Source organism: Streptomyces sp. NPDC091287, from assembly GCF_044768525.1.
GTDB lineage: Bacteria > Actinomycetota > Actinomycetes > Streptomycetales > Streptomycetaceae > Streptomyces.
In genome coordinates this window covers 83,369-108,210 of record NZ_JBIVUV010000010.1, presented here as the reverse complement: position 1 = coordinate 108,210, position 24,842 = coordinate 83,369, and the positions used below count along the sequence as shown (strand labels likewise).

The 24,842-nt window shown below is 71.4% G+C and carries 22 protein-coding genes and 2 tRNA genes; 19 read left to right on the top strand and 5 right to left on the bottom strand.

Annotated features, from left to right (window positions below):
* The first annotated feature begins 104 nt into the window (after positions 1-104).
* The 10 genes from ACIQRW_RS18755 (at position 105) to ACIQRW_RS18710 (ending at position 5,284) form a co-directional block, all read left to right on the top strand.
* Complete coding sequence (locus tag ACIQRW_RS18755; RefSeq protein WP_018961243.1) at positions 105-257, top strand: hypothetical protein; 153 nt, start codon at positions 105-107, stop codon at positions 255-257.
* Positions 258-341: 84 nt separating this feature from the next.
* Positions 342-503: a hypothetical protein gene (locus ACIQRW_RS18750; RefSeq protein WP_018961242.1), complete on the top strand. Its 162-nt coding sequence runs from the start codon at positions 342-344 to the stop codon at positions 501-503.
* Between the two features lie 38 nt (positions 504-541).
* Positions 542-1,159, top strand: coding sequence for a nicotinate-nucleotide adenylyltransferase (gene nadD / locus ACIQRW_RS18745; protein WP_026291102.1), 618 nt, complete (start codon positions 542-544; stop codon positions 1,157-1,159).
* A 19-nt stretch (positions 1,160-1,178) separates the two neighbouring features.
* Complete coding sequence (locus tag ACIQRW_RS18740) at positions 1,179-2,993, top strand: LytR C-terminal domain-containing protein (RefSeq protein ID WP_403761303.1); 1,815 nt, start codon at positions 1,179-1,181, stop codon at positions 2,991-2,993.
* A gap of 234 nt (positions 2,994-3,227) precedes the next feature.
* On the top strand, positions 3,228-3,659 hold the full coding sequence (gene rsfS / locus ACIQRW_RS18735) for a ribosome silencing factor (protein ID WP_006124372.1): 432 nt from the start codon (positions 3,228-3,230) through the stop codon (positions 3,657-3,659).
* Positions 3,656-4,309 carry a histidine phosphatase family protein gene (locus ACIQRW_RS18730; protein ID WP_403761704.1) on the top strand — a complete coding sequence of 218 codons (654 nt, stop codon included), beginning with the start codon at positions 3,656-3,658 and terminating at the stop codon, positions 4,307-4,309. Before rsfS ends, ACIQRW_RS18730 begins: the two co-directional genes overlap by 4 nt.
* Before the next feature lie 139 nt (positions 4,310-4,448).
* A tRNA-Ala gene (locus tag ACIQRW_RS18725) sits at positions 4,449-4,521 on the top strand.
* 132 nt (positions 4,522-4,653) lie between these two features.
* On the top strand, positions 4,654-4,842 hold the full coding sequence (locus ACIQRW_RS18720) for a hypothetical protein (protein WP_403761300.1): 189 nt from the start codon (positions 4,654-4,656) through the stop codon (positions 4,840-4,842).
* A 3-nt stretch (positions 4,843-4,845) separates the two neighbouring features.
* Positions 4,846-5,079: a hypothetical protein gene (locus ACIQRW_RS18715; protein ID WP_003969224.1), complete on the top strand. Its 234-nt coding sequence runs from the start codon at positions 4,846-4,848 to the stop codon at positions 5,077-5,079.
* Between the two features lie 132 nt (positions 5,080-5,211).
* Positions 5,212-5,284, top strand: a tRNA-Ala gene (locus tag ACIQRW_RS18710).
* A 91-nt stretch (positions 5,285-5,375) separates the two neighbouring features.
* On the opposite strand, the gene ACIQRW_RS18705 is transcribed toward ACIQRW_RS18710, so the two are convergent.
* Both ACIQRW_RS18705 and ACIQRW_RS18700 read right to left on the bottom strand, forming a co-directional pair.
* Entirely contained in the window at positions 5,376-6,953 is a 1,578-nt protein-coding gene (locus ACIQRW_RS18705; RefSeq protein WP_403761297.1) for an NADH-ubiquinone oxidoreductase-F iron-sulfur binding region domain-containing protein, read from the bottom strand.
* A complete protein-coding gene (locus tag ACIQRW_RS18700) occupies positions 6,950-8,230 on the bottom strand; it encodes a hypothetical protein (RefSeq protein ID WP_403761701.1) in 1,281 nt (426 codons plus the stop codon). Before ACIQRW_RS18700 ends, ACIQRW_RS18705 begins: the two co-directional genes overlap by 4 nt.
* A gap of 569 nt (positions 8,231-8,799) precedes the next feature.
* Between ACIQRW_RS18700 and leuS the strand changes: the two genes are divergently transcribed.
* The 5 genes from leuS to ACIQRW_RS18675 all read left to right on the top strand — a co-directional run bounded on the left by leuS (position 8,800) and on the right by ACIQRW_RS18675 (position 17,545).
* The gene (gene leuS / locus ACIQRW_RS18695) at positions 8,800-11,673 is read left to right on the top strand and encodes a leucine--tRNA ligase (RefSeq protein ID WP_403761294.1); all 2,874 of its coding nucleotides are present in this window, start codon (positions 8,800-8,802) and stop codon (positions 11,671-11,673) included.
* Positions 11,674-11,808: 135 nt separating this feature from the next.
* The gene (locus ACIQRW_RS18690) at positions 11,809-12,594 is read left to right on the top strand and encodes a hypothetical protein (RefSeq protein WP_403761291.1); all 786 of its coding nucleotides are present in this window, start codon (positions 11,809-11,811) and stop codon (positions 12,592-12,594) included.
* A 122-nt stretch (positions 12,595-12,716) separates the two neighbouring features.
* Positions 12,717-13,562, top strand: coding sequence for a DegV family protein (locus tag ACIQRW_RS18685; protein ID WP_403761288.1), 846 nt, complete (start codon positions 12,717-12,719; stop codon positions 13,560-13,562).
* Between the two features lie 705 nt (positions 13,563-14,267).
* On the top strand, positions 14,268-14,963 hold the full coding sequence (locus tag ACIQRW_RS18680) for a helix-hairpin-helix domain-containing protein (RefSeq protein WP_403761698.1): 696 nt from the start codon (positions 14,268-14,270) through the stop codon (positions 14,961-14,963).
* Positions 14,960-17,545: a ComEC/Rec2 family competence protein gene (locus ACIQRW_RS18675; RefSeq protein WP_403761285.1), complete on the top strand. Its 2,586-nt coding sequence runs from the start codon at positions 14,960-14,962 to the stop codon at positions 17,543-17,545. The genes ACIQRW_RS18680 and ACIQRW_RS18675 overlap by 4 nt, the downstream gene beginning before the upstream one ends.
* An 11-nt stretch (positions 17,546-17,556) precedes the next feature.
* On the opposite strand, the gene ACIQRW_RS18670 is transcribed toward ACIQRW_RS18675, so the two are convergent.
* Positions 17,557-18,015: a pyridoxamine 5'-phosphate oxidase family protein gene (locus ACIQRW_RS18670; RefSeq protein WP_403761282.1), complete on the bottom strand. Its 459-nt coding sequence runs from the start codon at positions 18,013-18,015 to the stop codon at positions 17,557-17,559.
* A gap of 121 nt (positions 18,016-18,136) precedes the next feature.
* On the opposite strand from ACIQRW_RS18670, the gene ACIQRW_RS18665 reads away from it, so the two are divergent.
* Positions 18,137-19,000 carry an arylamine N-acetyltransferase gene (locus ACIQRW_RS18665; protein WP_403761279.1) on the top strand — a complete coding sequence of 288 codons (864 nt, stop codon included), beginning with the start codon at positions 18,137-18,139 and terminating at the stop codon, positions 18,998-19,000.
* A gap of 346 nt (positions 19,001-19,346) precedes the next feature.
* Positions 19,347-20,228 carry a YceI family protein gene (locus ACIQRW_RS18660; RefSeq protein ID WP_403761696.1) on the top strand — a complete coding sequence of 294 codons (882 nt, stop codon included), beginning with the start codon at positions 19,347-19,349 and terminating at the stop codon, positions 20,226-20,228.
* Positions 20,229-20,267: 39 nt separating this feature from the next.
* Here ACIQRW_RS18660 and ACIQRW_RS18655 read toward each other — a convergent pair whose 3' ends face one another.
* Positions 20,268-20,513 carry a hypothetical protein gene (locus ACIQRW_RS18655; RefSeq protein WP_032791316.1) on the bottom strand — a complete coding sequence of 82 codons (246 nt, stop codon included), beginning with the start codon at positions 20,511-20,513 and terminating at the stop codon, positions 20,268-20,270.
* Positions 20,514-20,617: 104 nt separating this feature from the next.
* Here ACIQRW_RS18655 and holA point away from each other — a divergent pair, with 104 nt between their 5' ends.
* Positions 20,618-21,604 carry a DNA polymerase III subunit delta gene (holA, locus tag ACIQRW_RS18650; protein WP_032791255.1) on the top strand — a complete coding sequence of 329 codons (987 nt, stop codon included), beginning with the start codon at positions 20,618-20,620 and terminating at the stop codon, positions 21,602-21,604.
* A 616-nt stretch (positions 21,605-22,220) separates the two neighbouring features.
* On the opposite strand, the gene rpsT is transcribed toward holA, so the two are convergent.
* Complete coding sequence (gene rpsT, locus ACIQRW_RS18645; protein WP_097866786.1) at positions 22,221-22,487, bottom strand: 30S ribosomal protein S20; 267 nt, start codon at positions 22,485-22,487, stop codon at positions 22,221-22,223.
* 216 nt (positions 22,488-22,703) lie between these two features.
* Here rpsT and lepA point away from each other — a divergent pair, with 216 nt between their 5' ends.
* A complete protein-coding gene (lepA, locus tag ACIQRW_RS18640; RefSeq protein WP_026291097.1) occupies positions 22,704-24,578 on the top strand; it encodes a translation elongation factor 4 in 1,875 nt (624 codons plus the stop codon).
* Positions 24,579-24,842: the final 264 nt, after the last annotated feature.

The window sequence follows — 24,842 nt, the reverse complement described above, 5'->3', positions numbered from 1 at the left end:
CCCCTGTTCGTACGAGACGTTGCTCGTCCCCCGGACAAAAGCCAGCGTATGCGCTGGCGCTACGGTGTGCGGGGGGCTGTGGATAACTTTGAGGAGCGCCCGAAATGTCGCACACCGCCGTACTGCTCGCCGCCGCGTCCGAGGAGCAGGGACCGGGTGACACCCTCCGGATCGTGTTGCTCGTCTCGATCCTCGGAGCGGTGCTGCTCGCGTGGTTCCTGCTGCGCGGATACCGCAACGACGACAACAACGACTGAGTCGCCGTGAGCGTGCCCGGGGGTCCCGCTTACGATGTGACCGACGTCTTCCTTCCGATTCACGATCGATAGGTCCTGCCGAAGATGAGCCTCACGAGCACCGCACACCAGCTGGTCACTCTCGCCTCCGAAGGCGGCGAGGGCGGCAACCACGAAAGCCTCAACCCCTACTTCGTCGGCGCCGGGGCGTTCCTCGCGCTGATGTTCCTGCTGTGGGTCACCACCCGCTTCAACCGCGACCGCTGAGACAGGGGCGTACAGCTGTGCCAGTAGGCTCTGCACGCATGGGAGAGCAGGAAGTGCCTACCGGCCCCGGCAAACGCCGCATCGGCGTGATGGGCGGGACATTCGACCCGATCCACCATGGACACCTGGTGGCGGCCAGTGAAGTGGCCGCCCAGTTCCATCTCGACGAGGTCGTCTTCGTCCCGACCGGGCAGCCGTGGCAGAAGAGCCACAAGAAGGTCTCCCCGGCCGAGGACCGCTATCTGATGACGGTCATCGCCACCGCGTCCAACCCGCAGTTCTCCGTCAGCCGGAGCGACATCGACCGTGGCGGACCGACGTACACCATCGATACGCTGCGGGATCTGCGCGAGGTACACGGCGACGCGGACCTCTTCTTCATCACCGGCGCCGACGCGTTGTCCCAGATCCTCACCTGGCGCGACGCGGAGGAGCTGTTCTCGCTCTCCCACTTCATCGGTGTGACCCGCCCGGGTCACGTGCTCACGGACGACGGGCTGCCCGAGGGCGGTGTCTCCCTCGTGGAGGTGCCCGCGCTGGCGATCTCGTCCACTGACTGCCGTGAGAGGGTCGCGCAGGGGGAGCCGGTCTGGTACCTGGTGCCGGACGGCGTGGTCCGCTACATCGACAAGCGCCAGCTGTACCGCGGCGAATGAGCCACGGAGAGGGGCACCGGTGAACGACCGACAGAACCCGTACGACCCGTACTACCAAGAGCCGCAGATCATCGGCTACGACGCGTACGGGCAGCCGGTCTACCAGCAGCAGGGGCAGCAGCAGTACGACCAGCAGGGGCAGTACGACCAGCAGGGCCAGGGTTACGACCCCTACGCCGCACAGCCGGGTCAGGGGCACCGGACCCAGGACGCCGACTACGGCTACGACGCGTACGGCAACCCCCAGCAGCAGCCCCAGAGTTACGACCCCTACGCCGCCCCGCATCCGGGACAGGCGCCTCAGCCGCCCCGGACGCAGCAGGGCCAGGGCACGGACCAGGGGTACGGCTACGGCTCCTACACCGACTACGGGTACGCCACCGGGCAGCAGCCCGCCGCGGTCGACACCGGCCAGCACTGGAGCATCCCGCAGCAGGGCGCGGCCCCCGCGCCGGAACAGGCCCCGCAGCAGCCTCCCGCTCAGCATCCGCAGCAGTCACAGCAGTCACGGCAGTCGGCGGAAGACGGAGCGGAGCCGGACGCGGAGCCCGCGCTTCCGGGGCAGCGCAAGCCCACCCCCGACTACCGCACCGAGCAGTTCTCGTTCATCGAGGAGCCCGACGAGGACTCCGAAGACGTCATCGACTGGCTGAAGTTCACCGAGAGCCGCAGCGAGCGGCGCGAGGAGGCACGGCGCAAGGGCCGCAACCGGATGGTCGCCCTGATAGTCGTCGCCGTTCTCGTCGTCGTCGGCGGGGCCGGCTACCTCTGGTCCGCCGACATGATCCCGGGCCTGTCCGGGTCGGACGAGAAGAAGGCCGTGGCCGCCGGCGCCCAGCAGCGCGACATGATGGTGGTGCACCTGCACGACACGAAGAAGGGCGGCACCTCGACGGCGCTGCTCGTCGACAACGCCACCACCGAGCAGGGCACCACCGTCCTGCTGCCGAACTCCCTCGCCGTCGCCTCCGACGACGGAACCACCACCACACTCGGCAAGTCCGTCGAGGACGACGGCAGGACCGGCACCCGGGAGGCGATCGACACCCTCCTGGGCACCCGGATCACCGGCACCTGGCGGCTGGACACCCCGTACCTGGAGAACCTCGTCGAGCTGGTCGGCAACATCGAGGTCGACACCGACACCGATGTGCCGGGCGCGAAGAAGGGCGAATCGCCCCTGGTGAACAAGGGCGAGGGCCAGACGCTCAGCGGCGCGATGGCCGTCGCGTACGCCACGTACCGTGCGCCGGGGGAGCCCGAGGCCAAGCAGTTGACGCGGTTCGGCGAGGTCATGCGGGCCACGCTGCGCAAGATCTCCGAGGATCCCAAGGCCGCGACCGTCACCATCGAGACGCTGCTCCAGGTGCTGGACCCGTCGCTGCCCGAGAAGGACCTCGGGGCCTCGCTCGCCAAGCTGGCCTCGCGTGCCAAGGTCGGCGACTACAAGACGGCCCTGCTGCCGGTCCAGGAGGACGGCACGCTCACCGAGGCGGACACCCGAGACGTCGTCAAGGAGATCCTCGGCGGCACGGTGAAGGCCCCGGAGGCGGGAGCTCCGCTCCGGGTCGCCGTCCGCAACGCCACCGGGAACGAGAAGGCCGCGGAAGCCGCCCGGGTCCAACTGGTCAACGGCGGTTACGCCTTCGTGGACAGCGGCAAGGCAGGGACCGAGGCGTCGTCCGTCGTGCTCTACCGGTCCGCCGAGGACAAGGAGAAGGCCGTCGAGGTGGCCAAGACCCTGGGCCTCTCCGCGGGTGACGTGAAGAAGGGCGAGCCGGCCGCCAACGCCGACGTGTCCGCGGTCCTCGGACAGGACTACGAGGTCCCGTAGCCCGCCCGGGACCACCGGCCGGCGCTCCCGGCGCCGGCCGGTATCCCGCGTCCGGACCACGACCGAGAAAAACGCGGTGAACCCCGGCCGAGAAACGCAGCGCAGCCGGGCCGAGAAACGCAGCGAACCCGAGCCGAGAAGCCCAGTGAACCCCGGCCGAGAAACGCAGTAAGGCTCTGTCGGCGGTCCGTGAGACCCTAGAGGTTGCATCCGACCGCCGACGAAAGCCTGCATGTGACCGCCACGGACCGCTCCATCGAGCTCATCAACGCCGCCGCTCAGGCGGCCGCCGACCGGCTCGCGCACGACATCATCGCCTACGACGTCAGCGATGTGCTGTCGATCACCGACGCCTTCCTGCTGGCCTCGGCCCCCAATGACCGCCAGGTCAAGTCGATCGTCGACGAGATCGAGGAGCGGCTCCAGAAGGAGCTCGGCGCCAAGCCGGTGCGCCGCGAGGGCGACCGCGACGCCCGCTGGATCCTCCTCGACTACGTCGACATCGTCATCCACGTCCAGCACAGCGAGGAGCGCGTCTTCTACGCGCTGGAGCGCCTGTGGAAGGACTGCCCGGAGATCGCCCTCCCCGAGGACGCGGTCAAGACCCGTGGCAAGGCCGAGGAGCACGCACAGCTCAACGGCGGCACGGAAGGTGACCAGAGCTGAACGGCGGCGGCAGCGGCACGGGCCGCAGGATCGTCCTCTGGCGGCACGGCCAGACGGCGTGGAACCTGGAGCGCCGTTTCCAGGGCTCCACGGACATCGAGCTCACCGAGGCCGGCGTCGGTCAGGCCCGCCGCGCCGCCCGGCTGCTCGCCTCGCTGAAGCCGGACGCCATCGTCGCCTCCGACCTGCGACGGGCGGCGGCCACGGCTGCCGAGCTCTCCGCCGTCAGCGGTCTCTCCGTCGCCCACGACGCCGCACTCCGTGAGACGTACGCCGGTGCCTGGCAGGGGCTGACCCACCAGGAGATCGTCGAGCGCTTCGGTGATCAGTACGCGGCGTGGAAGCGCGGAGAGCCCGTGCGTCGCGGCGGCGGCGAGCTGGAGACCGAGGTCGCCGACCGGGCGGCCCCGGTCGTTCTGGAGCACGCCGAGAAGCTTCCGGAGAACGGCACGCTCGTCGTGGTCAGCCACGGCGGCACGATCAGGACGACGATCGGCCGGCTGCTGGGCCTGGAGGCGCACCACTGGGAAGGGCTCGGCGGGCTGTCCAACTGCTGCTGGTCCGTCCTCGGCGAGGGGGCGCGCGGCTGGCGTCTGCTGGAACACAACGCCGGCACGCTCCCGGAGCCGGTTCTCGGCGACGACGACTAGACGCCGTCGGGAGGCAGTTGAGAGGCCGTTCGCGGGCCGTCCTCGGGCGGCCCGGGCCGGATTTCACTTTCCGGCCGGTCGCAGGCTAAAGTTCTTCTTGTTCGCAGCGCGGAAACGCAGGGAAACAACAGCGAACAGCGGGGCTATAGCTCAGTTGGTAGAGCGCCTGCATGGCATGCAGGAGGTCAGGAGTTCAATTCTCCTTAGCTCCACAATCAGGATCCCGTCCCCATCAGGGGGCGGGATCTTCTGTATAGGGAGCACCGAGCGGGCTGACCCCCTTGCGGGGTCATGGCAGAATCGGAACGCCGGAGGGGGCGACGTACCGATCGGGAGGGAGCGCGATGCCTGCGAGTCGCGAACACGTCCCCGACCAGCCTCTTGTCGCCGCCCCGTCTCCCGGCCCCGTACCGTTCGAAGATCGATCCCGCCTCGGCTGTCCGTCCTGCGGTTCGTCCCATGTGGCCCAGGTTCTGGGCGACAACGGAGGGGTCTCCTACGTGTGCACGGCCTGCGGCCACAGCTGGAGCTGACTGATGGGTGCACACAGGCGTAAGTGCGACTGGTGCGGCAGCGGTACGCCCATCGTCAGGGACATGGACCCGGTCAACGCGGAGTACCAGTACTGGTGCGAGGAATGCGCGCGGGCGCTGATCATAAAAGGCGACCCCATCGAGACCTACCGGGAGCTGGAGGGGGAGCCGATCTACGGGCGGCTCCTGGAGGAGCACTGCACCCTCAAGCGCTTCTACTCCTTCGCGACCGCCTGACCTGCGGCTGACGATCCACTGTTCGGGATGATTCGGGCGTATCGGTGCGGACCGGAAACGATTTGGTGAAGCACCGGGGGGACCGTGTAATGTTCTCGATGTCGCCAAGGGAAACCGGGCGGCACACCGCGAGGGGCTATAGCTCAGTTGGTAGAGCGCCTGCATGGCATGCAGGAGGTCAGGAGTTCAATTCTCCTTAGCTCCACAAGATCGACAGTGAAGAAGCGGGCCACCCGGATCGGGTGGCCCGCTTCTTCTGTCCGGATCACGTCTGTCCGGATCGGCTTCGGTCTTGATCAGCCGCGTCCACTGCCCAGCGCTCGCCGGCCCGTGGCAGGCAGGGCGGGGCGCTGCTCGGCCGGCGGTTGCTCGATACGGAGAGCCAGGGCGGGACAGCGCCGTACGGCCCGCTGGGCACGCCCGCGCAGATGCATCGGTACGGCGGCGTCCGCCAGCGCCGGAAAGCCGTCGGGCCCCAGCCGGATGAGCTCGGGGACGATGTCGGCACACAGGGCGTGGCCCTGGCAGAGCGTCCAGTCGACCGCCAGCTTCTCGCCACTCGGAATCGACTCCTCCAGGTCCTGGTAGCCGGGTGCGGGCAGCGGCAGCACCCCGGCCGTCTCGCGGCCGCAGCCCCCGTCCAGGACGTGTGCGGCGAGGTCGTCCGTGAACGCCGACAGGGTCGAGAGCAGAAACCGGGCGGAGCCGTCCGGGTGTTTGCACGCCCCGCGCCCCTTCACGGCCTGGGTGACCTCGCGCAGGGCCTCCAGGGCGGCGGGCCCGCCGCCGTTCAGCACGTCGGAGAGCCCGCCCGCGGCGGCGGGAAGCCCCAGCTTGCACGGACCGCACTGCCCGGCGGTCTCGGCGGCCAGCCAGTTGGCGATCCGGAGGGACTCGCCCAGCGGGCAGGTGTCCGGCCCGATCGGCAGGATGGCGCCCGCGCCGAGCGCGCCCCCCACGGTGGCCAGGGACTCACGGGAGACCACGGCGTTGTGCGAGGCGACCGCGTCGATCCAGTTGCCGTGGTAGCCGCCGGTCAGCACGCCCTGGGGGAGCGGCGGGGCTCCGGCCAGTTGCAGGACGTACCGCAGCGGTACGCCGGTCGGCACCTCGATGACCATGGGCCGGGCCACGGCGCCGGAGACGGTGAGCAGGACGGTGCCCGGCTCGCTCGGCAGCCCGGTGTGCCCGTAGCGACGGGGCCCGATCCGGGCGGCGACGGCGAGCTGGGCGTACGTCTCCGCGTTCGACAGCAGCGTCGGGGCGCCGCCCACCCCGGTCTCCGCCGCCCGCTCGCGCCGGCCCGGCGGCAGGGCGGGCCCGCCGTTCGCCGCCCGGATCACCGAGGACGCCTCGCCCGAGACCATACGCTCCGGGGTGCGGACCACCCGGGCGCGCAACGGGCTGCCGCGCCGGTCGGAGAGGCCGCGCTCGGCGAGGGCCGCCCGTACGGAGACCTCCGTGGAGTTACGGGTCACGGCGACGACCAACGTACGCGCGCCGAGCGCCTCCGCGGCCAGCAGTGCGCCGTCCAGGATCAGGTGCGGGGCGCGGTTGAGCAGGACGGTGTCCTTGCGGCAGGCGGGTTCGCCCTCGCTGCCGTTGATCACCACGACGGGCCGTACGCCGCGCCGGATGGACGCCTTCGCCACGGCCCGCAGCTTCCTGCCGAACGGGAAACCGGCGCCTCCCCTTCCGCACAGGGAGATCGTTTCGGCCAGTTCGGCCAGCCGTTCACCGGTCATCGGCTCCAGCGGCCCGTGCACCTTGAGGTGCATGTCGAGGTCGATCCGCTCCACCAGGTCGAATCCGGTGGTCAGTTGGGGCAGCCCGACGACGCGGACCTCGGGAACATCGGGGAGGGGGACGTTCACGGTCGGTCTCCTGCGGGTGCGTGCCAGGGTTCGCCGGCCGGGGGCGCGGTGAACGGCCCGGCCGCCGGTTCGGCACGGGGCGCGGGCGGACTGTGGTGTGCCCGCGCGGGCGGCGCGGGGGACGGCGAGGGCCAGCGGCTCTCCGGCGGGAGCGACGGGCCGCCGCCGAGCGAGACGGCGCGGTATCCGGCCGCCAGGCCCGGACCGGGTCCCGGTCCCGGCCCGGCCTTCTGTCGCCCTTGGCCCGGCAGGTCGTCCTGAGGGCCGAAGGCGATGCGGTCGGCGCTGCGGGGCGGAGGCTCGTACAGGTGGGACGGAGGCTCGTACGGGCGGGGCGGGGGCTCGTGCAAGGGGGACCGGGGTCCGTACAGCGTTTCCGTCGGCGCCTCGTGCGACGAGCCGGGGATGGCCGGGGGCGGGGGCGCCGCCGGGGGTATCGGTGCGGAGAGGGTGCGCGGGCGCACCGGCGTGCCCCTTGGGTCGCGGTCCGGCTCGCTCCAGGCGGCCGGGTCGGACCAGGGCCCCCCGGCGGAGGCGGAGGACTCCCGCAGGACCGGATCGGGGGCGCCCGGGGGCCCCTGGCCCAGCAGCACGGCGATCCGGTCGGCGATCCGCCGCTTCGTCGGGCGCGGCAACAGCCGCAGGCACAGCGCGCAGGCGACACCGGTGAGGCAGAGGCCGTACATCACCACCACCCAGGTGGCGGGCGCACGCCCCGCGTACAGGCCGTGGATCAGCGCGGCGCACCAGGCCGGATACGCCAGCGCGTGCAGGGAGCGCCAGCGGCCCGCGATGCCGCCCGTGTCCCGCGGGGACCCCAGCGACTGCCCGAGCCGGGCGGCCGTGGGGGAGGGCTGCGCGAAGGCGCTGCGCAGGGCGCCGGTCGCGGCGGCGAGGACCATCAGCAGCCCGGCCAGCGAGCCGAACCCGATCAGCCCGGCCGTGCCGGTGACGCCGAGGCCGAAGGGTATGAGGGCGCCGATCAGGGACACATGGCCGAGGGCCACCTTCACGGTTCCGTGCAGCAGCAGGAAGCCGAGCGCGGCCACCGCGGTGACCCGGTGGACGCCCTGGCAGACGATGCGCTGACGAGTGGAGAGGAACAGCCGGTCGGTGGCCAGCAGGCCCCAGGCGACGGCGGCGCTGAGCGACACCAGCGACAGGACGCCGGTGGTGAAATCGAGGGTGGCGCGCAGTCCGTCGCTCCCCGCGACGGCGAGCAGGGGGACGAAAACCAATGCGGCGACTGTCAGGCCGCCCTGTACCGGCCGACTCATTCCGGGGCTCATGCCGGTGGATACGCGGATCTTGCGATGAGGGTTCATGCGATGAGGGTTCATGGGGGGCGACTCCGAATAGTTCGGCAAAGCGGTCCCGTTGCCGCATGCTAGGACGCCCCATACCAACCAGTACGGGCTTTGCTCGGTTGCCCCGAAAGAGGTCGGTACGCGGAGTAACCCCGCTTCCCGGGCGTTCCCTTCGCCGGGCGGCCGCCCCAGGAGCCGCCCCGGAAACCGCTCCAGAAGTCCATGGAACGCACACGGGAGGGTCGCCGCACCCGCACCGTGCGCTCACCGAAGCGCCGCATTTCGGCTACGGAGAGCGACGGCTGGTCGGCGGGGTTCCGGTTCGCGCGTGCGCTGTCCGCCCCCTGGTTACTCCCCGCTCCCCTCCGGGCCCGTGCGGTACCCTGACGCCATGCGTGCCGTACGCCTTCTGCTTAGCGAGCCGCGCTGAACAGTCCCGACCGGTGAGAACGCCTGGTCGGAGTCAGCGCGGCGTCCCCTCCTGTGCGAGGGGATTTTTCGTTTCCCGGCAGATGACGATCGATGGAGCTTTGAGGATCATGAGCGAGACGAATTCCGCAGCCGAGACGGCCGCGCCGCACCGCTACACGGCGGCCATGGCCGCCGACATCGAGGCACGCTGGCAGGACTTCTGGGACGCCGAGGGGACGTACGAGGCGCCGAACCCCACCGGTGACCTGGCGGGCGACCCGGAGCTGGCCGCCAAGCCGAAGAAGTTCATCATGGACATGTTCCCGTACCCCTCGGGCGCGGGGCTGCACGTCGGACACCCGCTGGGCTACATCGCCACCGATGTCTACGCCCGCCACCAGCGGATGAGCGGCCACAACGTGCTGCACACCCTGGGCTTCGACGCCTTCGGCCTGCCGGCCGAGCAGTACGCCGTCCAGACGGGCACCCACCCCCGGGTCTCCACCGAGGCCAACATGGTGAACATGAAGGCCCAGCTGCGCCGGCTGGGCCTGGGCCACGACAACCGCCGCTCCTTCGCGACGATCGAGTCCGAGTACTACAAGTGGACGCAGTGGATCTTCCTGCAGATCTTCAACTCCTGGTACGACTCCGAGGCCGACCGGGCCCGCCCGATCGCCGAGCTGGTCGAGCAGTTCGAGAGCGGCGCGCGCGCGACCCCCGACGGCCGTGAGTGGAGCGCGCTGAGCGCCACCGAGCGGGCCGACCTGCTGAGCGAGTACCGCCTGGCGTACGCCTCCGACGCCCCGGTCAACTGGTCGCCCGGGCTGGGCACCGTCCTGGCCAACGAGGAGGTCACCGCCGACGGCCGCTCCGAGCGCGGCAACTTCCCCGTCTTCAAGGCCAAGCTGCGCCAGTGGAACATGCGCATCACCTCCTACGCCGACCGGCTGCTGAACGACCTGGACGGGCTGGACTGGCCCGAGGCCATCAAGCTGCAGCAGCGCAACTGGATCGGCCGCTCCGAGGGCGCCCGGGTCGAGTTCCCGGTGGACACCGCCGGCGGCATCACCGTCTTCACCACCCGCCAGGACACCCTGTTCGGCGCGACGTACATGGTGCTGGCGCCCGAGCACGACATGGTCGAGCGGATCATCCCGGCCGCCTGGCCCGAGGGCACCCACCCGGTGTGGACCGGCGGCCACGCGAGCCCGGCCGAGGCCGTCACCGCGTACCGCAAGCAGGCCGCCGCCAAGTCCGACGTCGAGCGGCAGGCCGAGGCCAAGGACAAGACCGGTGTCTTCACCGGCGCGTACGCGACCAACCCGGTCAGCGGCGAGAAGGTCCCCGTCTTCATCGCCGACTACGTCCTGATGGGCTACGGCACCGGCGCGATCATGGCCGTACCGGCGCACGACGCGCGCGACTTCGCCTTCGCGCGCGCCTTCGAGCTGCCGATGCGCTGCGTCGTCCAGCCCTCCGACGACCGCGGAACCGACCCCTCCACGTGGGACGACGCCTTCGGCTCGTACGACGCGAAGCTGGTCAACTCCGCGAACGATGAGATCTCGCTGGACGGCCTGGGCGTCGTCGAGGCCAAGGCGAGGATCACCGACTGGCTGAAGGAGCACGGCGTCGGCGAGGGCACCGTCAACTTCCGGCTGCGCGACTGGCTGTTCAGCCGGCAGCGCTACTGGGGCGAGCCGTTCCCGATCGTGTACGACGAGGACGGCATCGCCCACCCGCTGCCCGAGTCGATGCTGCCGCTGGAGCTGCCCGAGGTCGAGGACTACTCGCCGCGCACCTTCGACCCGGAGGACGCGACCGCCCAGCCCGAGACCCCGCTGTCGCGCAACGCCGACTGGGTCAACGTCACGCTGGACCTGGGCGACGGCGCCGGTCCCCGGAAGTACCGCCGCGAGACCAACACCATGCCCAACTGGGCCGGTTCCTGCTGGTACGAGCTGCGCTACCTGGACCCGAACAACGACCGGCAGCTGGTCGACCCGGCGATCGAGCAGTACTGGATGGGCCCGCGCGAGGGTCAGCCCACCGGCGGTGTCGACCTGTACGTCGGCGGCGCCGAGCACGCCGTGCTGCACCTGCTGTACGCGCGCTTCTGGTCCAAGGTGCTGCACGACCTGGGCCACATCTCCTCCGCCGAGCCGTTCCACAAGCTGTACAACCAGGGCATGATCCAGGCCTTCGTCTACCGCGACAGCCGGGGCATCGCCGTCCCCGCCGCCGAGGTGGAGGAGCGCGACGGCGCGTTCTACTTCGAGGGCGAGAAGGTCAGCCGCGTCCTGGGCAAGATGGGCAAGTCCCTGAAGAACGCGGTCACGCCGGACGAGATCTGCGCCGAGTACGGTGCGGACACCCTGCGCCTGTACGAGATGGCGATGGGCCCCCTGGACGTGTCGCGCCCCTGGGACACCCGGGCCGTGGTCGGCCAGTACCGGCTGCTGCAGCGTCTGTGGCGCAATGTGGTCGACGAGGAGACGGGTGAGATCACCGTCGTCGACACGGAGCCCGGCGAGGACACGCTGCGCGCCCTGCACAAGGCCATCGACGGGGTCGGCCAGGACATGGCGGGGATGCGGTTCAACACCGCCATCGCCAAGGTCACCGAGCTGAACAACCACCTGACGAAGGCCGGCGGCCCGCTGTCGCGCTCCGTCGCCGAGCGGCTGGTCCTGCTGATCGCCCCGCTGGCCCCGCACATCGCGGAGGAGCTGTGGCGGCGGCTGGGCCACACCGGGTCGGTCGTGCACCAGGACTTCCCGGTTGCGGACCCGGCGTACGTCGTGGACGAGACCGTCACCTGCGTCGTCCAGATCAAGGGCAAGGTCCGGGCCCGCCTGGAGATCTCGCCCGCCATCACGGACGAGGAGCTGGAGGCGCTGGCCCTGGCCGACGAGGCGGTCGTGGCGGCGCTGGGCGGGGCCGGGATCCGCAAGGTGATCGTGCGCGCGCCGAAGCTGGTGAACATCGTCCCCGCGTGACGTCCCTCCGAACGGTGAGGGCCATCCCCTACGGGCAGGTTGGGGGTTCCGAAGGAACCCTCGGCCTGCCCGTTCCGTTTACGGTGGAGGAGGCGACCGGTATCGGCGGCCGCATCGAGATATCGAGGGGCATTCATGGAAGCCGCGATCACGATCCTGGCGTTGCTCTTGGTCGCGTTCGTCGCGCTGGGCGTCTACGCGACCGTGAAGGCCGTCGGCGCGGCCAAGCGAGGCGTGGACCGAACGATCACGCAGGCCCGGCGCACCGTGGAGGACACCACGCTCCGGGCCAAGAGCTTCGGGCAGACGGGTGTCGCCGGCGAGCTGGCGCAGCTCCGGCTCGCCCTGCGCACCTCGATGCGCGCCACGCAGGACGCCCTGCACGCCGGTGCCGCCGAGGACGCGTCCCTGGCCGAGTCGGTGGCACTGTTCCGGAGGCTGAGCGAGCACGGCCTAGAGCTGGACGACGAGCTGAAGCGGCTGGAGCGTGAGCCGGACCGGGCGACGGTCGCGGGCCTGCTGCCCAAGCTGAGGGAACGCACGCAGCGGATCACGCACTCGGCGGAGTCGCTGCGCTGGGCGGCACGGGACCGGGCGCGCCAGTTCGCCGACGACGACCTGGACGCGCTGAACGCGCAGATCGACATCGAGGCCGGCGCGCTGCGGCACTGGACCGTCGAGGAGCCGTCGCAGGCATCCGGCGCGGGGGCACCCGCCTCGACACCGGGCCAGGGCCCCGGGACGGACTGGCCCGAGCCGGCCGCCTCGGCGGACCCCTCGGCCGGGAACAGCAGCACGGCCGACCAGGCGTGGTCCGGACCGGCCCGCGAGGAGAGCCCGCAGGCGATCACCGCCCCGGACCCGCGGCTGCGCACGACCTATCCCTGGCAGAAGTCCACCCGGCCGGAAACGACGAACTGACGCACACGCGACGGCTCCGGCGTATCCACGACCCGGCCGGATACGCTCCGAAGCGGCCATGAATGATCAGAGGGCCGGGGCCGGGCTGCCGTACTCCCACCACGCCAGGTAACCTCCGGCTCATGTCCCGCCATGTCGCTATCGTCACCGATTCCACGGCCTACCTGCCGCGCCCGACGATGGAACGGCACGGCATCACCGCAGTGCCGCTGACCGTCGTCCTGGGCGACCGGGCGCTGGAGGAGGGCACGGAGATCTCGGCCCGCTCGCTCGCCCTGGCTCTGCAGAAACGCCACTCCGTGACCACGTCCCGCCCCAGCCCCGAGGTCTTCGCCGCGGCCTACCGGACGGCGGCCGAGGGCGGCGCGGACGCGGTGGTGTCGCTGCACCTGTCGTCGGAGTTCTCGGGCACGTACGACGCCGCGCTGCTCGCGGCGGCGGACGCCCCCGTTCCGGTACGTGTGGTGGACACCGGCATGGTCGCCATGGCCCTGGGATTCTGCGCTCTGGCGGCTGCGGAGACCGCCGAGGCGGGCGGCGGCCTGGACGAGGCGGTGTCGGCCGCGGAGAAGCGGGCCGCAGGCACCTCGGCGTATTTCTATGTCGACACGCTCGACTATCTGCGCCGGGGCGGACGCATCGGTACGGCGCAGGCCCTGCTGGGATCCGCGCTGGCGGTGAAACCGATCCTGGAGCTCGACGCGGGACGGATCGAGATGCTGGAGAAGGTGCGGACGACGTCCAAGGCCATTGCCCGCCTGGAGGAGATCGTCGCCGAACGGGCGGGGGCGGCCCCGGTGGACATCGCCGTCCACCACCTCGCCGCCCCGGAGCGCGCGGAGCGGCTGGCCGAGCGGCTGCGCGAGCGCGTTCCCGGTCTGGTCGACCTCCACGTCAGCGAGGTCGGCGCGGTGATCGGGGCGCACACGGGGCCGGGGCTGCTCGGCGCGGTGATCTCTCTGCGGTGATCTCTCTGCGGTGAACTACCCGCGGTGATCTCTTCGCGGTGATCTCTCGCGATGATCTCCTCGCGGTGAGCGGGATTTCACCCCGTGGAGTGGTCGAGTTGTCCACAACCGCCGGTCTTTCCACAGGAATCGGTGGTGCTCAGCGGGTTCGGGCGGATGTGCCTAACGTCGTGAGGCATGGCCCTTCGATCTTCTCGGGCGTCGGCTCCCGATGCTCTTTCCGCCTCTGCCCTGTCATCCGATGCATCGCCCACGTTCCCACCTGCGCCTTCGCCTCCGCCGCCCGACCTGCTGCCGGCGAGGACGCCCGCACGGGTGCGGCGCGGTTCCGGCACGCGCCCGAGCGGCCGGGCGGGCGTGGGCCCCGGCACGCGTTCCGGTGCACGCCACGGTGGGCGGCTGTCCGCGCGGGGGCGTTCCGCTCGTGCCGCGGCGGCCGCGCGTCGTCGGGCGGACGCGCTGATGGCAGGTGTCCCCGGGCCCGGGCGTGGTACCGCGCCCGCGTCCCGGGCACGTGAGGCGGATCCGGCGCCCGTATCGGTGTGTGAAGCGGAGCCCGCGCCCGTATCGGTACGTGAGGCGGAGACCGTACCCGTACCCGTGTCCGAGGCCCCGGGGGCGGTGTCCGGGGGTACGTCCAGGGCGGGCCGTCTCGTGTCGGCCGTCCGGGAACGGCTGCCGTTGTGGGTGCGGCTCCGGTGCGGGATGGCGCCGCGCACGCCGGTGGTACTCGGGCTGGTGCTGCTCGCCGCCGTGGGGGTCGCGGCGTTCCACTTCTGGTCCGTACGCCCCCAGGCCGTGCGCGCGCCGGAGCCGGTCGCGGACGAAGCGGCGGCGCCGGCGTTGCCACCGGACCCGTTACGGCCCGGGGGCCCCGATCAGGTCCCCCGTCCGACCGCAGGGTCACCACCGGACGCGGATGCGGGCGGGAGCGGGAGCGGGCAGATCGTCGTCGATGTGAGCGGCAAGGTGCGTCGGCCCGGGGTCCGTCGGCTTCCTGCGGGCTCGCGGGTGGCGGACGCGCTCGACGCGGCGGGCGGTGTGCGCGCGGGCACGGATGTGACGGGGCTCAATCGGGCGCGGGTCCTGCTGGACGGTGAGCAGGTCGTCGTGGGTCTACCGCCCGGACCGCCGGTCCCCGGGACGACCGGTGGCGGGCGCGCCGGGGCCGACGGGCCGGGCGGCGCGCCGGGCGGACCCGGGCCCTCGGCACCGCTGAGCCTGAACACGGCGACCGCGGAGCAGCTGGAAACGCTGCCAGGGGTCGGGCCCGTGCTGGCCCAGCACATGATCGACTACCGCACGGAGAACAACGGATTCCGGTCCGTCGACGAGCTCCGGCAGGTCAACGGGATCGGCGACCGCCGCTTCGCCGAACTCCAGCCGCTCGTACGGCCATGAGCAGCCGGGAGGCCCGGCTCTACGTCCGGGGAACGCGCGATGCCACGGGCAGTTCGGAGTGTGCGCCGCGTGTGCCGGGAACGCCGAGTGATTCGGGTGCGTCGGGGGATTCGGGTGCTCCGGGTGCGCCGGGTGGGGCCGGGTCGCGAGCGGACGGGCCCGCGGACCTGCGGCTCGTTCCGCCCGCCCTGGCGGTCTGGGCGGCTGCGGCGTCGACGCTGGGGCTGCCGGGGCGGTGGGTGGCCACCGTGGCCGCCGCCTGTCTGGTTCCGGCGGTCGTTCTGCTGGTGGTGGCCTCGCGCACCTCGCGGGAGGGGCGGCCCGCCGGACGGTCCCGGGCCGTCGCCGCCGGGGGAGCCGTCCTGCTGTGCGCGGCGGCGGGCGCGGCCGTGGCCGGGCTCCACGGGGCCGATGTGCGGCGTGGTCCCGTCCCCGGGCTGGCAGAGGAGTACGCGCGGATCGACGCCGACGTACGGGTGACCTCGGATCCCCGGACGACCCGCCCGGCGGTCCGGGGCAACCACAGCGCCCCGCCCCTGCTCCTGATCGACGCCGAGGTCATGGAGGTGCGGACGCCGGACGGCTCGGGCACCCGGGTCCGGACACCGGTGCTGCTCATGGTCGCGGCGGGTGACCACCGGGCGGACTGGCAGAAGTTGCTGCCGTCCACCCGGCTCCGGCTCGGCGGCAGGCTCTCGCCCCCCGCCCATGAGGGCGAACGTCTGGCGGCGGTCCTCCGGGTGGACGACGAGGGGGCGCCTCGGATCACCGGCCCGCCGACGTGGCTCCAGCGCACGGCCGGGGATCTGCGCGCCGGATTGCGGGAGGCGACGGACGATCTGTCCCCGGACGCCCGTGCGCTGTTGCCGGGGCTGGTGGTCGGTGACACCTCCAGGGTCCCGCCCGAACTCCACGACGCCTTCAAGGCGACTGATCTGACGCACCTCTTGAGCGTTTCCGGGGCCAATCTCTCGATTCTGCTCTTCCTCCTCGTCGGGCCACCCGGGTCGGCGCTGAGCGCGGAACGGCGCGGCCTGGCACCGGTGTTGGGGCTCTCCCTGCGAGGGACCGCGTTGATCGGCGGTGGGCTGACCCTGGCCTTCATCGTCGTGTGCCGTCCGGAACCGAGCGTGCTCCGCGCGGCAGCCTGCGGTCTCATCACGCTCCTCGCGATCGGAACGGGCCGCCGGAGGTCCCTGATTCCCGCCCTGGCGGCGGCTGTCGTCCTCCTGGTCCTCTACGATCCCTGGCTCGCCCGGAGCTACGGCTTCCTGCTGTCGGTGCTCGCCACCGGTGCCCTGCTGACCCTCGCGCCACGGTGGAGCGTCGCCCTGCGGGCGCGGCGGGTGCCGGGCAGGCTCGCCGAGGTGCTGGCCGCGGCGGCCGCCGCGCAGGCCGTGTGCGCACCCGTGGTGGTGGTCCTGGCCTCACGGGTCAGCCTGGTGGCGGTCCCGTGCAATCTGCTGGCGGAGTTCGCGGTGGCCCCGGCGACCGTGCTCGGGTTCGCGGCCCTCGCCGTCGCCCCGGTCTCCCCGCCGGTTGCCGAACTGCTGGCCGGGATCGCCGGCTGGCCGGTCGGGTGGATCGCCACGGTCGCCCGCACGGGGGCGGGGCTCCCCGGGGCGGAGGCCCAGTGGCCCGGAGGGTGGTCCGGCGCGGCGCTGCTGGCCGCCCTCACCGTGCTGGCCGTGCTCCTGGCTCCGAGGCTGGCCCGGCGCCCGTGGATCTGCGCGGCCACCGGGCTGCTCCTCGTGCTGGCGGTGCTGAGGCCGGTTCCGCTGACCCGGATCATGACCGGGTGGCCGCCGCCCGACTGGGCGTTCGCGCTCTGCGACGTGGGGCAGGGCGACGCGATGGTGCTCATGGCGGGGGAGGGCACAGGGGTGGTCGTCGACGCCGGACCCGACCCCCGTGCGGTCGACCGGTGTCTGCGCGACCTCGCGGTGACCCGCGTTCCCCTCGTGGTCCTCACCCACTTCCACGCCGACCATGTGCGTGGGCTGCCGGGCGTGCTCCGGGGCAGGGCGGTGGGCGCGATCCAGACGACGAGCCTCCAAGAGCCGCCGGAACAGGCCGCGTTCGTACGGCGGACAGCGGCTGCGGCGCGGGTCCCGACGATGCGGGCCGTGGCGGGTGAGCACCGCCGGGCGGGCCCGGTCGACTGGCGGGTCCTCTGGCCGCGCCCAGGGCCCGGGGGAGCGGGGGCGCCGGTGCGGGAGCCGAACGACTCCAGCGTCACGCTGCGCGTACGGGCGGCCGGCGGGCTGACGCTGCTGCTCCTCGGGGACCTCGAACCCCCGGCCCAGCGGGAGTTGCTGCGTGGCCGGGAGGCTTCGGGTCCGGTGGACGTCCTCAAGGTGGCCCACCACGGCTCGGCGTTCCAGGACACCGGGCTGCTCCACGGCGTACGGCCGAGGCTGGCGCTCATCTCCTGCGGCGCGGACAACCCGTACGGACACCCCTCGGCCCGCACGGTGGGCGCCCTCAGGGCGGCCGGGGCCCGGGTCCTGCGCACCGACACCGACGGCCCGATCGCGGTGACGGGCGCCGGGAAGGAGCTGCGGGCGGTGGGCCGGTCATGACAGCGCTCGGGTCAGACCAGCCACGTTCCGGCGAGCATCAGGTCGCGGTCGGCGAGTTCGTTGACCTCGCGCCAGGCGCGCACGGTGTGGGGGGTGATGTGCAGAAACACCCAGACGGGGGTGCGCGGGTCCCATCGGAGCTTCGCGGCGAAGGCTTCCCTTGTCGCGGGGGGAAGGTCGGCCCCCTCCAGGATCCCCGCCCCGCCCTCGATCAGCACCACGTCGCGGGTGTGGCCGAGGGTGACGCGGATCGGGCCGTCGGGAGTCACGTTGACGGCGGTGGGATTGGTCCGCCGGGTGGCCATGACCAGGGTGCCGGTGTCGTCGTCCCAGAGGAACGACAGCGGGACCAGAGTGGGCTCGCCGTCCGCGCAGGCTGTCGCCACCCACGCGTCGTCGTCCTGTCGAAGACGGTCCAGGGTGTCCTGTTTGCGCTGCTCCCGGCTGCGCGCGGGATCGGGTTCGGTCATGCCCGTCAGGCTAGAGCGCGATCACCGTGCCACGCCTCGGGCAAGGGGCCTCGGTCAGGAGTCCTAGGACCCGTCGTGGGACCGGTGGTCCGTGGGGCGGGAGCGGGCGCAGACTGGGCCCATGACCACGCAGACACCCACGACGTCCGGCGCCTCCGTCCCGGGACCCGACGACGGCACCGCCGCCGCCGTCGACGCCTATCTCACCCGGATCGGCGCGGACCGTCCGGCGCGGGCCGACATCGAAGCGCTGCGCGACCTGCAGCACCGGCACCTGCTCGCCGTGCCCTTCGAGAACCTCTCGGTCCATCTGGGCGAGGACATCGTGCTGGAGGAACGGGCGCTCATGGACAAGGTGACCGGCGGTCGCGGAGGCTTCTGCTACGAACTGAACGGCGCGTTCGGGGCGTTGCTGCGTGCCCTCGGCTTCCGGGTGACCCTGCTCCAGGCCCGGGTCTTCGGCGACGGCGGCCGCCTGGGCATTCCGTACGACCACATGGCGCTGCGGGTGGAGACCGAGGACGGTACGGGGCCCTGGCTGGCGGATGTCGGGTTCGGCGACAACGCGCTGTGGCCGCTGGCGCTCGACGACCGGGCGGATCAGGAGGACCCCCGGGGCGTGTTCCGGCTCCGTCAGGCGCCGCAGGGGGATCTGGATCTGCTGCGCGGGGGCTCACGGCAGTTCCGGCTCGACCTGAGGCCGCGGACGCTGCCGGAGTTCCGGGGCGGGGCGTGGTACCACCGCACCTCGCCGGACTCGCACTTCACCCGGTCGCTTGTGTGCTCCCGGTACACGGAGACCGGGCGGGTGACGCTGAGCGGACGGACCCTGGTCACCACGGTCGGCGGGGATCAGCACCGTACGGAACTGGCCACGGACGAGGAGGTGCTCGCCGCCTACCGGGACCACTTCGGGGTGCGGCTCTCCCGGGTTCCCCAGCTCCGGGAGGCGGTCGCGGCGCCGGGGCCCGACGCGGGCCGGTGACACGCGAACGCCACGGACGAACGCCGCGGACGAACGCCACGGACGAGCGCTGCGGAAAATGCCGAGGACGAACGCAGCGGGCGACTGATCCACACAGGCGGAACTCGCCATTCGGACCTTCGGCAACACCTGCGTACAGCTCGTCGCAGCCCATCGCACCTCGCCATACGTCGGTACACCTCATTACACCTTGTAGCAGCTCCGTACAAGACCCTCCGAGGTCCTCCGTTTGCCTCGAACGCCGCAATAGTGATCGAATGCATGCTCGTCGGCGGGCCGCTGATCCGACAAAGACGTCCACCTGTCAGGGGCCCGAAGCGTGCAGCGCCCCTGGGGGTACGTAGAGATGTTCGGCCGTTGGCTGGGAAACAGAGGCCCGGCGGGTGGGCGCGGTGGGGCCCTCGCCGGATTCCAGGTGCCCCGTACCGCGGGCGTGCTCAACTGTCGGGTGCTGGACCCGGTCAACGAACCGGTTCAGCAGGCCGAGTTCGTCGTGACCGACAGCGCGGGCCGCAAGGTGATCGGCGGCGAGACGGACCCCTTCGGCAGTGTTCTCGCCACGGTCCCGGCGGGCGACTACCGGCTGGCGATCACGGCCGAGGGCTTCACCCCGTTCCACGGAGCGGTGACGGTGGCCGAGGGCGCGCACGCCACTCTGGGAAATGTGACCCTCCAGGTGGCGCAGCCGCCGCAGCTGCCCGACCCCGGCGACTGGGACATCGAGCCGAACCACTCGCAGATCGGTTTCACCGCCCGGCACATCGGGCTGGCGCGCATCCACGGCAGGTTCAACACCTTCGCCGGGGCGGTCCGGATCGCCGACCGCATGGAGGACTCCGCCATGCACGTGATCATCGACGCGGCCTCGATCGACACCAATGTGCAGATGCGCGACGACCACCTGCGCTCCGGCGACTTCCTCGACGTCGGCCGCTACCCGACGCTGGAGTTCTACAGCGAGCGCTTCGTCCACCGGGGCGGCAGCCGGTGGGGCGTCACCGGGGCGCTGACCCTGCACGGCGTCAGCCGTACCGTGACGCTGGACACCCAGTACCTCGGTATCGGCAACGGCCTGGAGGGCGAGACGCGCGCCGCCTGCCGGGCCACCACCGAACTGCACCGTGAGGACTTCACCCTTACTTGGCAGACCATGCTGGCACGCGGGATCGCCGTGGTGGGGCCGAGCATCGTGATCGACCTGGACATTCAGATCGTTCCCAAGGGCTGAGCGGGCCGGACCGTTCCCGACGGCCGATGCGGCCGGGCGTCACGGCTTCTCCAGCCAGCCTTCGTACTCCTCCGCGAACGCGTCGAGCGCGGCCGGGTCCAGGCGCCCGGCCGCGTCCTCCACGACCACCAGCCACTGGGCGTCCTCGGCGTCGTCCTCGCCGGCCAGCGCGTCCCGTACGAGCTGAGGCTCCTCGGCGACCCCGAAGCGGTCCGCCAGCTCCCCGGCCACCTCCTCCGCGGCGTCGCGGTCGGGCAGCACCAGTACATGTCTCACATCGCTCACCCGGTCATTCTCCGGTACGGGCGTCGGTGCCCCGCGCCCCGGCCCCGGGCACCGACAGCCGGGGCTGTCCGGGCTGTCAGTGGGGCGTGGGATGCTGGATCGCGATGGCCACCAGGAAGAATTCCACCGACGATCCGCTCGCGCCCCTCACCCTCGCCGTGGGCCAGGAGGACCTCCTCCTGGACCGTGCGGTGCAGCAGGTGGTGGCGGCCGCCCGTGCTGCCGACGCCGACACGGACGTACGTGATCTGGCGTCCGACCAGTTGCAGCCCGGCACGCTCGCCGAGCTCACCAGCCCCTCGCTCTTCGCCGAGCGCAAGGTCGTGATCGTGCGCAACGCGCAGGACCTCTCGGCCGACACGATCAAGGACGTCAAGGCGTATCTCGGCGCGCCGGTCGAGGAGATCACGCTCGTCCTGCTGCACGCGGGCGGCGCCAAGGGCAAGGGGCTGCTGGACGCGGCGCGCAAGGCCGGGGCGCGGGAAGTCGCCTGCCCGAAGACCACCAAGCCCGCCGAGCGGCTCTCCTTCGTACGGTCGGAGTTCCGGGCGCACGGCCGGTCCGCGACGCCGGAGGCCTGCCAGGCGCTGGTCGACTCCATCGGCAGCGATCTGCGGGAGCTGGCGAGTGCGGTGTCCCAGCTGATCGCGGACGTCGAGGGCACGATCGACGAGGCGGTCGTCGGGCGTTATTACACCGGGCGGGCGGAAGCCTCGTCGTTCACCGTCGCCGACCGGGCGGTCGAGGGGCGCGCGGCGGAGGCGCTGGAGGCACTGCGGTGGTCGTTGTCGACCGGGGTCCCGCCCGTCCTGATCACCAGTGCGTTGGCGCAGGGGGTGCGGGCGATCGGGAAGCTGTCCTCGGCCCGGGGTGGCCGGCCGGCCGATCTGGCCCGGGAGCTGGGTATGCCGCCGTGGAAGATCGACCGGGTGCGGCAGCAGATGCGGGGATGGACGCCCGACGGGGTCGCGGTGGCCCTGCGGGCGGTGGCGGCGGCGGACGCGGGGGTGAAGGGCGGGGGGGACGACCCCGAGTACGCCCTGGAGAAGGCCGTCGTCGTGGTCGCCCGGGCCGCGCGGGCGGGGCGGTAGGCCTTTCGGGGTGGGGTGGGCGGTTCGCCGCCGGGTGCGGGGCCCTGTGGTGACCGGTTCCGTCCTCAAGCGCCGGACGGGCTGGGTGTGCCCCCGGACGGGCTGGGCGGGCCTCCGGGCGCCTTGGGTGTGCCCCCGGACGGGCTGGGTGTGCCTCGGCATCGTGCTGGGAGCGTGCGGGGCCTCGTGTGAGCGCCGGTTCCGTCCTCAAGCGCCGGACGGGCTGGGTGTGCCCCCGGACGGGCTGGGCGGGCCTCCGGGCGCCTTGGGTGTGCCCCCGGATGGGTTGGGTGTGCCTCCGGATGGGCTGGGTGTGTCCCGGACGGGCTGGGTGTGCCCCCGGACGGGCTGGGTGGGCCTCCGGACGGGCTGGGTGGGCCCCGGACCGGGCTGGGGTTGCCTCGGCATCGTAGGCCGGGTGTGACTGTACGCGCGGAAGCCCCGGTCCTCGATCTGGGGAGATCGGGGACCGGGGCTTCCGGGTAACACTCTGGGTGCGCCGCACCCGCGTGGCGAACGCAGGTTCGGTGTGCGGCGCGGGGTGCCGGTCAGGGGCGGGAGAGAGGGCCCGTCTGGTCCGTTCCGGCGGTCACATCAGTGAGCTTCGGGAAGAAGCTCAGGCCTGCAGGGAGGCAACCTTGGACGCCAGCGCCGACTTCTTGTTGGCGGCGGCGTTCTTGTGGATGACACCCTTCGAGACAGCCTTGTCGAGCTGACGGGAAGCGTCGCGGACGGCCGTGGTGGCCTTCTCGACGTCACCGGCAACGGCGGCCTCGCGGGCCTTGCGGATCGCGGTCTTGAGCGACGACTTGACGGCCTTGTTGCGCAGGCGCGCCTTCTCGTTGGTCTTGTTCCGCTTGATCTGGGACTTGATGTTCGCCACGAATAGAGCCTTTTCAGGTTCGTTGGATCTTCCAGGTGAGCCGCGCCGCTCGTGAGAGCCACGAGGCACAGCTGTCCACGGTAGCAGTCACCCTCCGACCGGCCCAAACCGGTCGCTGTCCCGCAGGCGTGGGACGATGGAGCCTACGTATCGATCCGACCGACCCGACATCGACCCGAGACACGGCGTTCGGCGTCTCAAGAATCAGGACCCTGCGTGCCCGCGACTCCTTCCAACGTGCCCGAGCCGAGCCGTACCGACCCGGCGCTGATCCGCAATTTCTGCATCATCGCGCACATCGACCACGGCAAGTCGACCCTCGCCGACCGGATGCTTCAGCTGACCGGAGTGGTCGACCAGCGGCAGATGCGTGCTCAGTACCTCGACCGGATGGACATCGAGCGCGAGCGCGGCATCACCATCAAGTCCCAGGCGGTCCGGCTGCCCTGGGCCCCCAACACGGGTGAGGACACGGGCACCACCCATGTCCTCAACATGATCGACACCCCGGGCCACGTGGACTTCACCTACGAGGTCTCCCGTTCGCTCGCGGCCTGCGAGGGCACGGTCCTGCTGGTCGACGCCGCGCAGGGCATCGAGGCCCAGACGCTGGCCAACCTCTATCTCGCGATGGAGAACGACCTCACCATCGTCCCGGTGCTCAACAAGATCGACCTCCCCGCCGCGCAGCCGGAGAAGTTCTCCGAGGAGCTGGCCAACCTCATCGGCTGCCAGCCCGAGGACGTGCTCAAGGTCTCCGCGAAGACCGGCGTCGGCGTGGACGCGCTGCTCGACCGGGTCGTGCGGGACGTGCCGGCCCCGGTCGGCGTCGCGGACGCCCCCGCCCGCGCGATGATCTTCGACTCGGTCTACGACGCGTACCGCGGTGTCGTCACCTACGTCCGTGTCATCGACGGCCAGCTCAACAAGCGCGAGCGCATCCGGATGATGTCGACCGGCGCCACCCACGAGCTGCTGGAGATCGGGGTGTCGTCCCCCGAGATGACCCCGGCCGACGGCATCGGTGTGGGCGAGGTCGGCTACATCATCACCGGTGTGAAGGACGTCCGGCAGTCCAAGGTCGGTGACACGATCACCTCGCTGCACAACGGGGCGACCGAGGCGCTGGGCGGCTACAAGGAGCCCAAGCCGATGGTGTTCTCCGGGCTGTACCCGCTGGACGGCTCGGACTACCCGGACCTGCGCGAGGCGCTGGACAAGCTCCAGCTCAACGACGCCGCCCTGGTCTACGAGCCGGAGACCTCCGCCGCGCTCGGCTTCGGTTTCCGCGTCGGCTTCCTCGGCCTGCTCCACCTGGACGTGGTCCGTGAGCGGCTGGAGCGCGAGTTCGGCCTCGATCTGATCGCCACGGCCCCCAACGTGGTCTACCGCGTCGAGATGGAGGACGGCACCGAGCACGTCGTCACCAACCCGAGCGAGTTCCCCGAGGGCAAGATCGACAAGGTGCACGAGCCGGTCGTCCGCGCCACGGTGCTGGCCCCGAGCGAGTTCATCGGCGCGATCATGGAGCTGTGCCAGAACCGGCGCGGCACCCTGCTCGGCATGGACTACCTCTCCGAGGACCGGGTCGAGATCCGCTACACGCTGCCCTTGGCCGAGATCGTCTTCGACTTCTTCGACCAGCTGAAGTCCAAGACCCGGGGTTACGCCTCCCTCGACTACGAGCCCACCGGCGAGCAGTCGGCCCAGCTCGTCAAGGTCGACATCCTGCTGCACGGCGACAAGGTGGACGCGTTCTCCGCGGTCACCCACAAGGACAAGGCGTACGCGTACGGCGTACGGCTCGTCGCCAAGCTGCAGAAGCTCATCCCCCGGCAGAACTTCGAGGTGCCGATCCAGGCGGCCATCGGCGCCCGGGTCATCGCCCGGGAGACCGTCCGCGCCATCCGCAAGGACGTCCTCGCCAAGTGCTACGGCGGTGACATCTCCCGTAAGCGGAAGCTGCTGGAGAAGCAGAAGGAGGGCAAGAAGCGGATGAAGATGGTCGGCAACGTGGAGGTTCCGCAGGACGCCTTCATCTCCGTCCTGTCGACCGACGAGTCCGCGGGTGAGAGCAAGGGCAAGAAGTAGTCCGCTCTCGCTCCGCTCTCCAGGACCCCCATGCGCCAGTACCGGCGTGGGGGTCCTTTCGTTATGAAAGCTGGCGTCCGTTGCCTCTTACGTGGCGGACACGCGCGCTCTACTCTGATCACGACTCGATGGTTACTGGTCAGTTAAACAAGACCGAACAAGCAGGTTGCGCAGCAGCACGAGAGCAGTAGGCGGTAGGCAGTAGGACCACAGCAGCCAGTCGCCGTATCAAAGAAGCCGGTCGTAGCAATGCCGCAGGCCCGG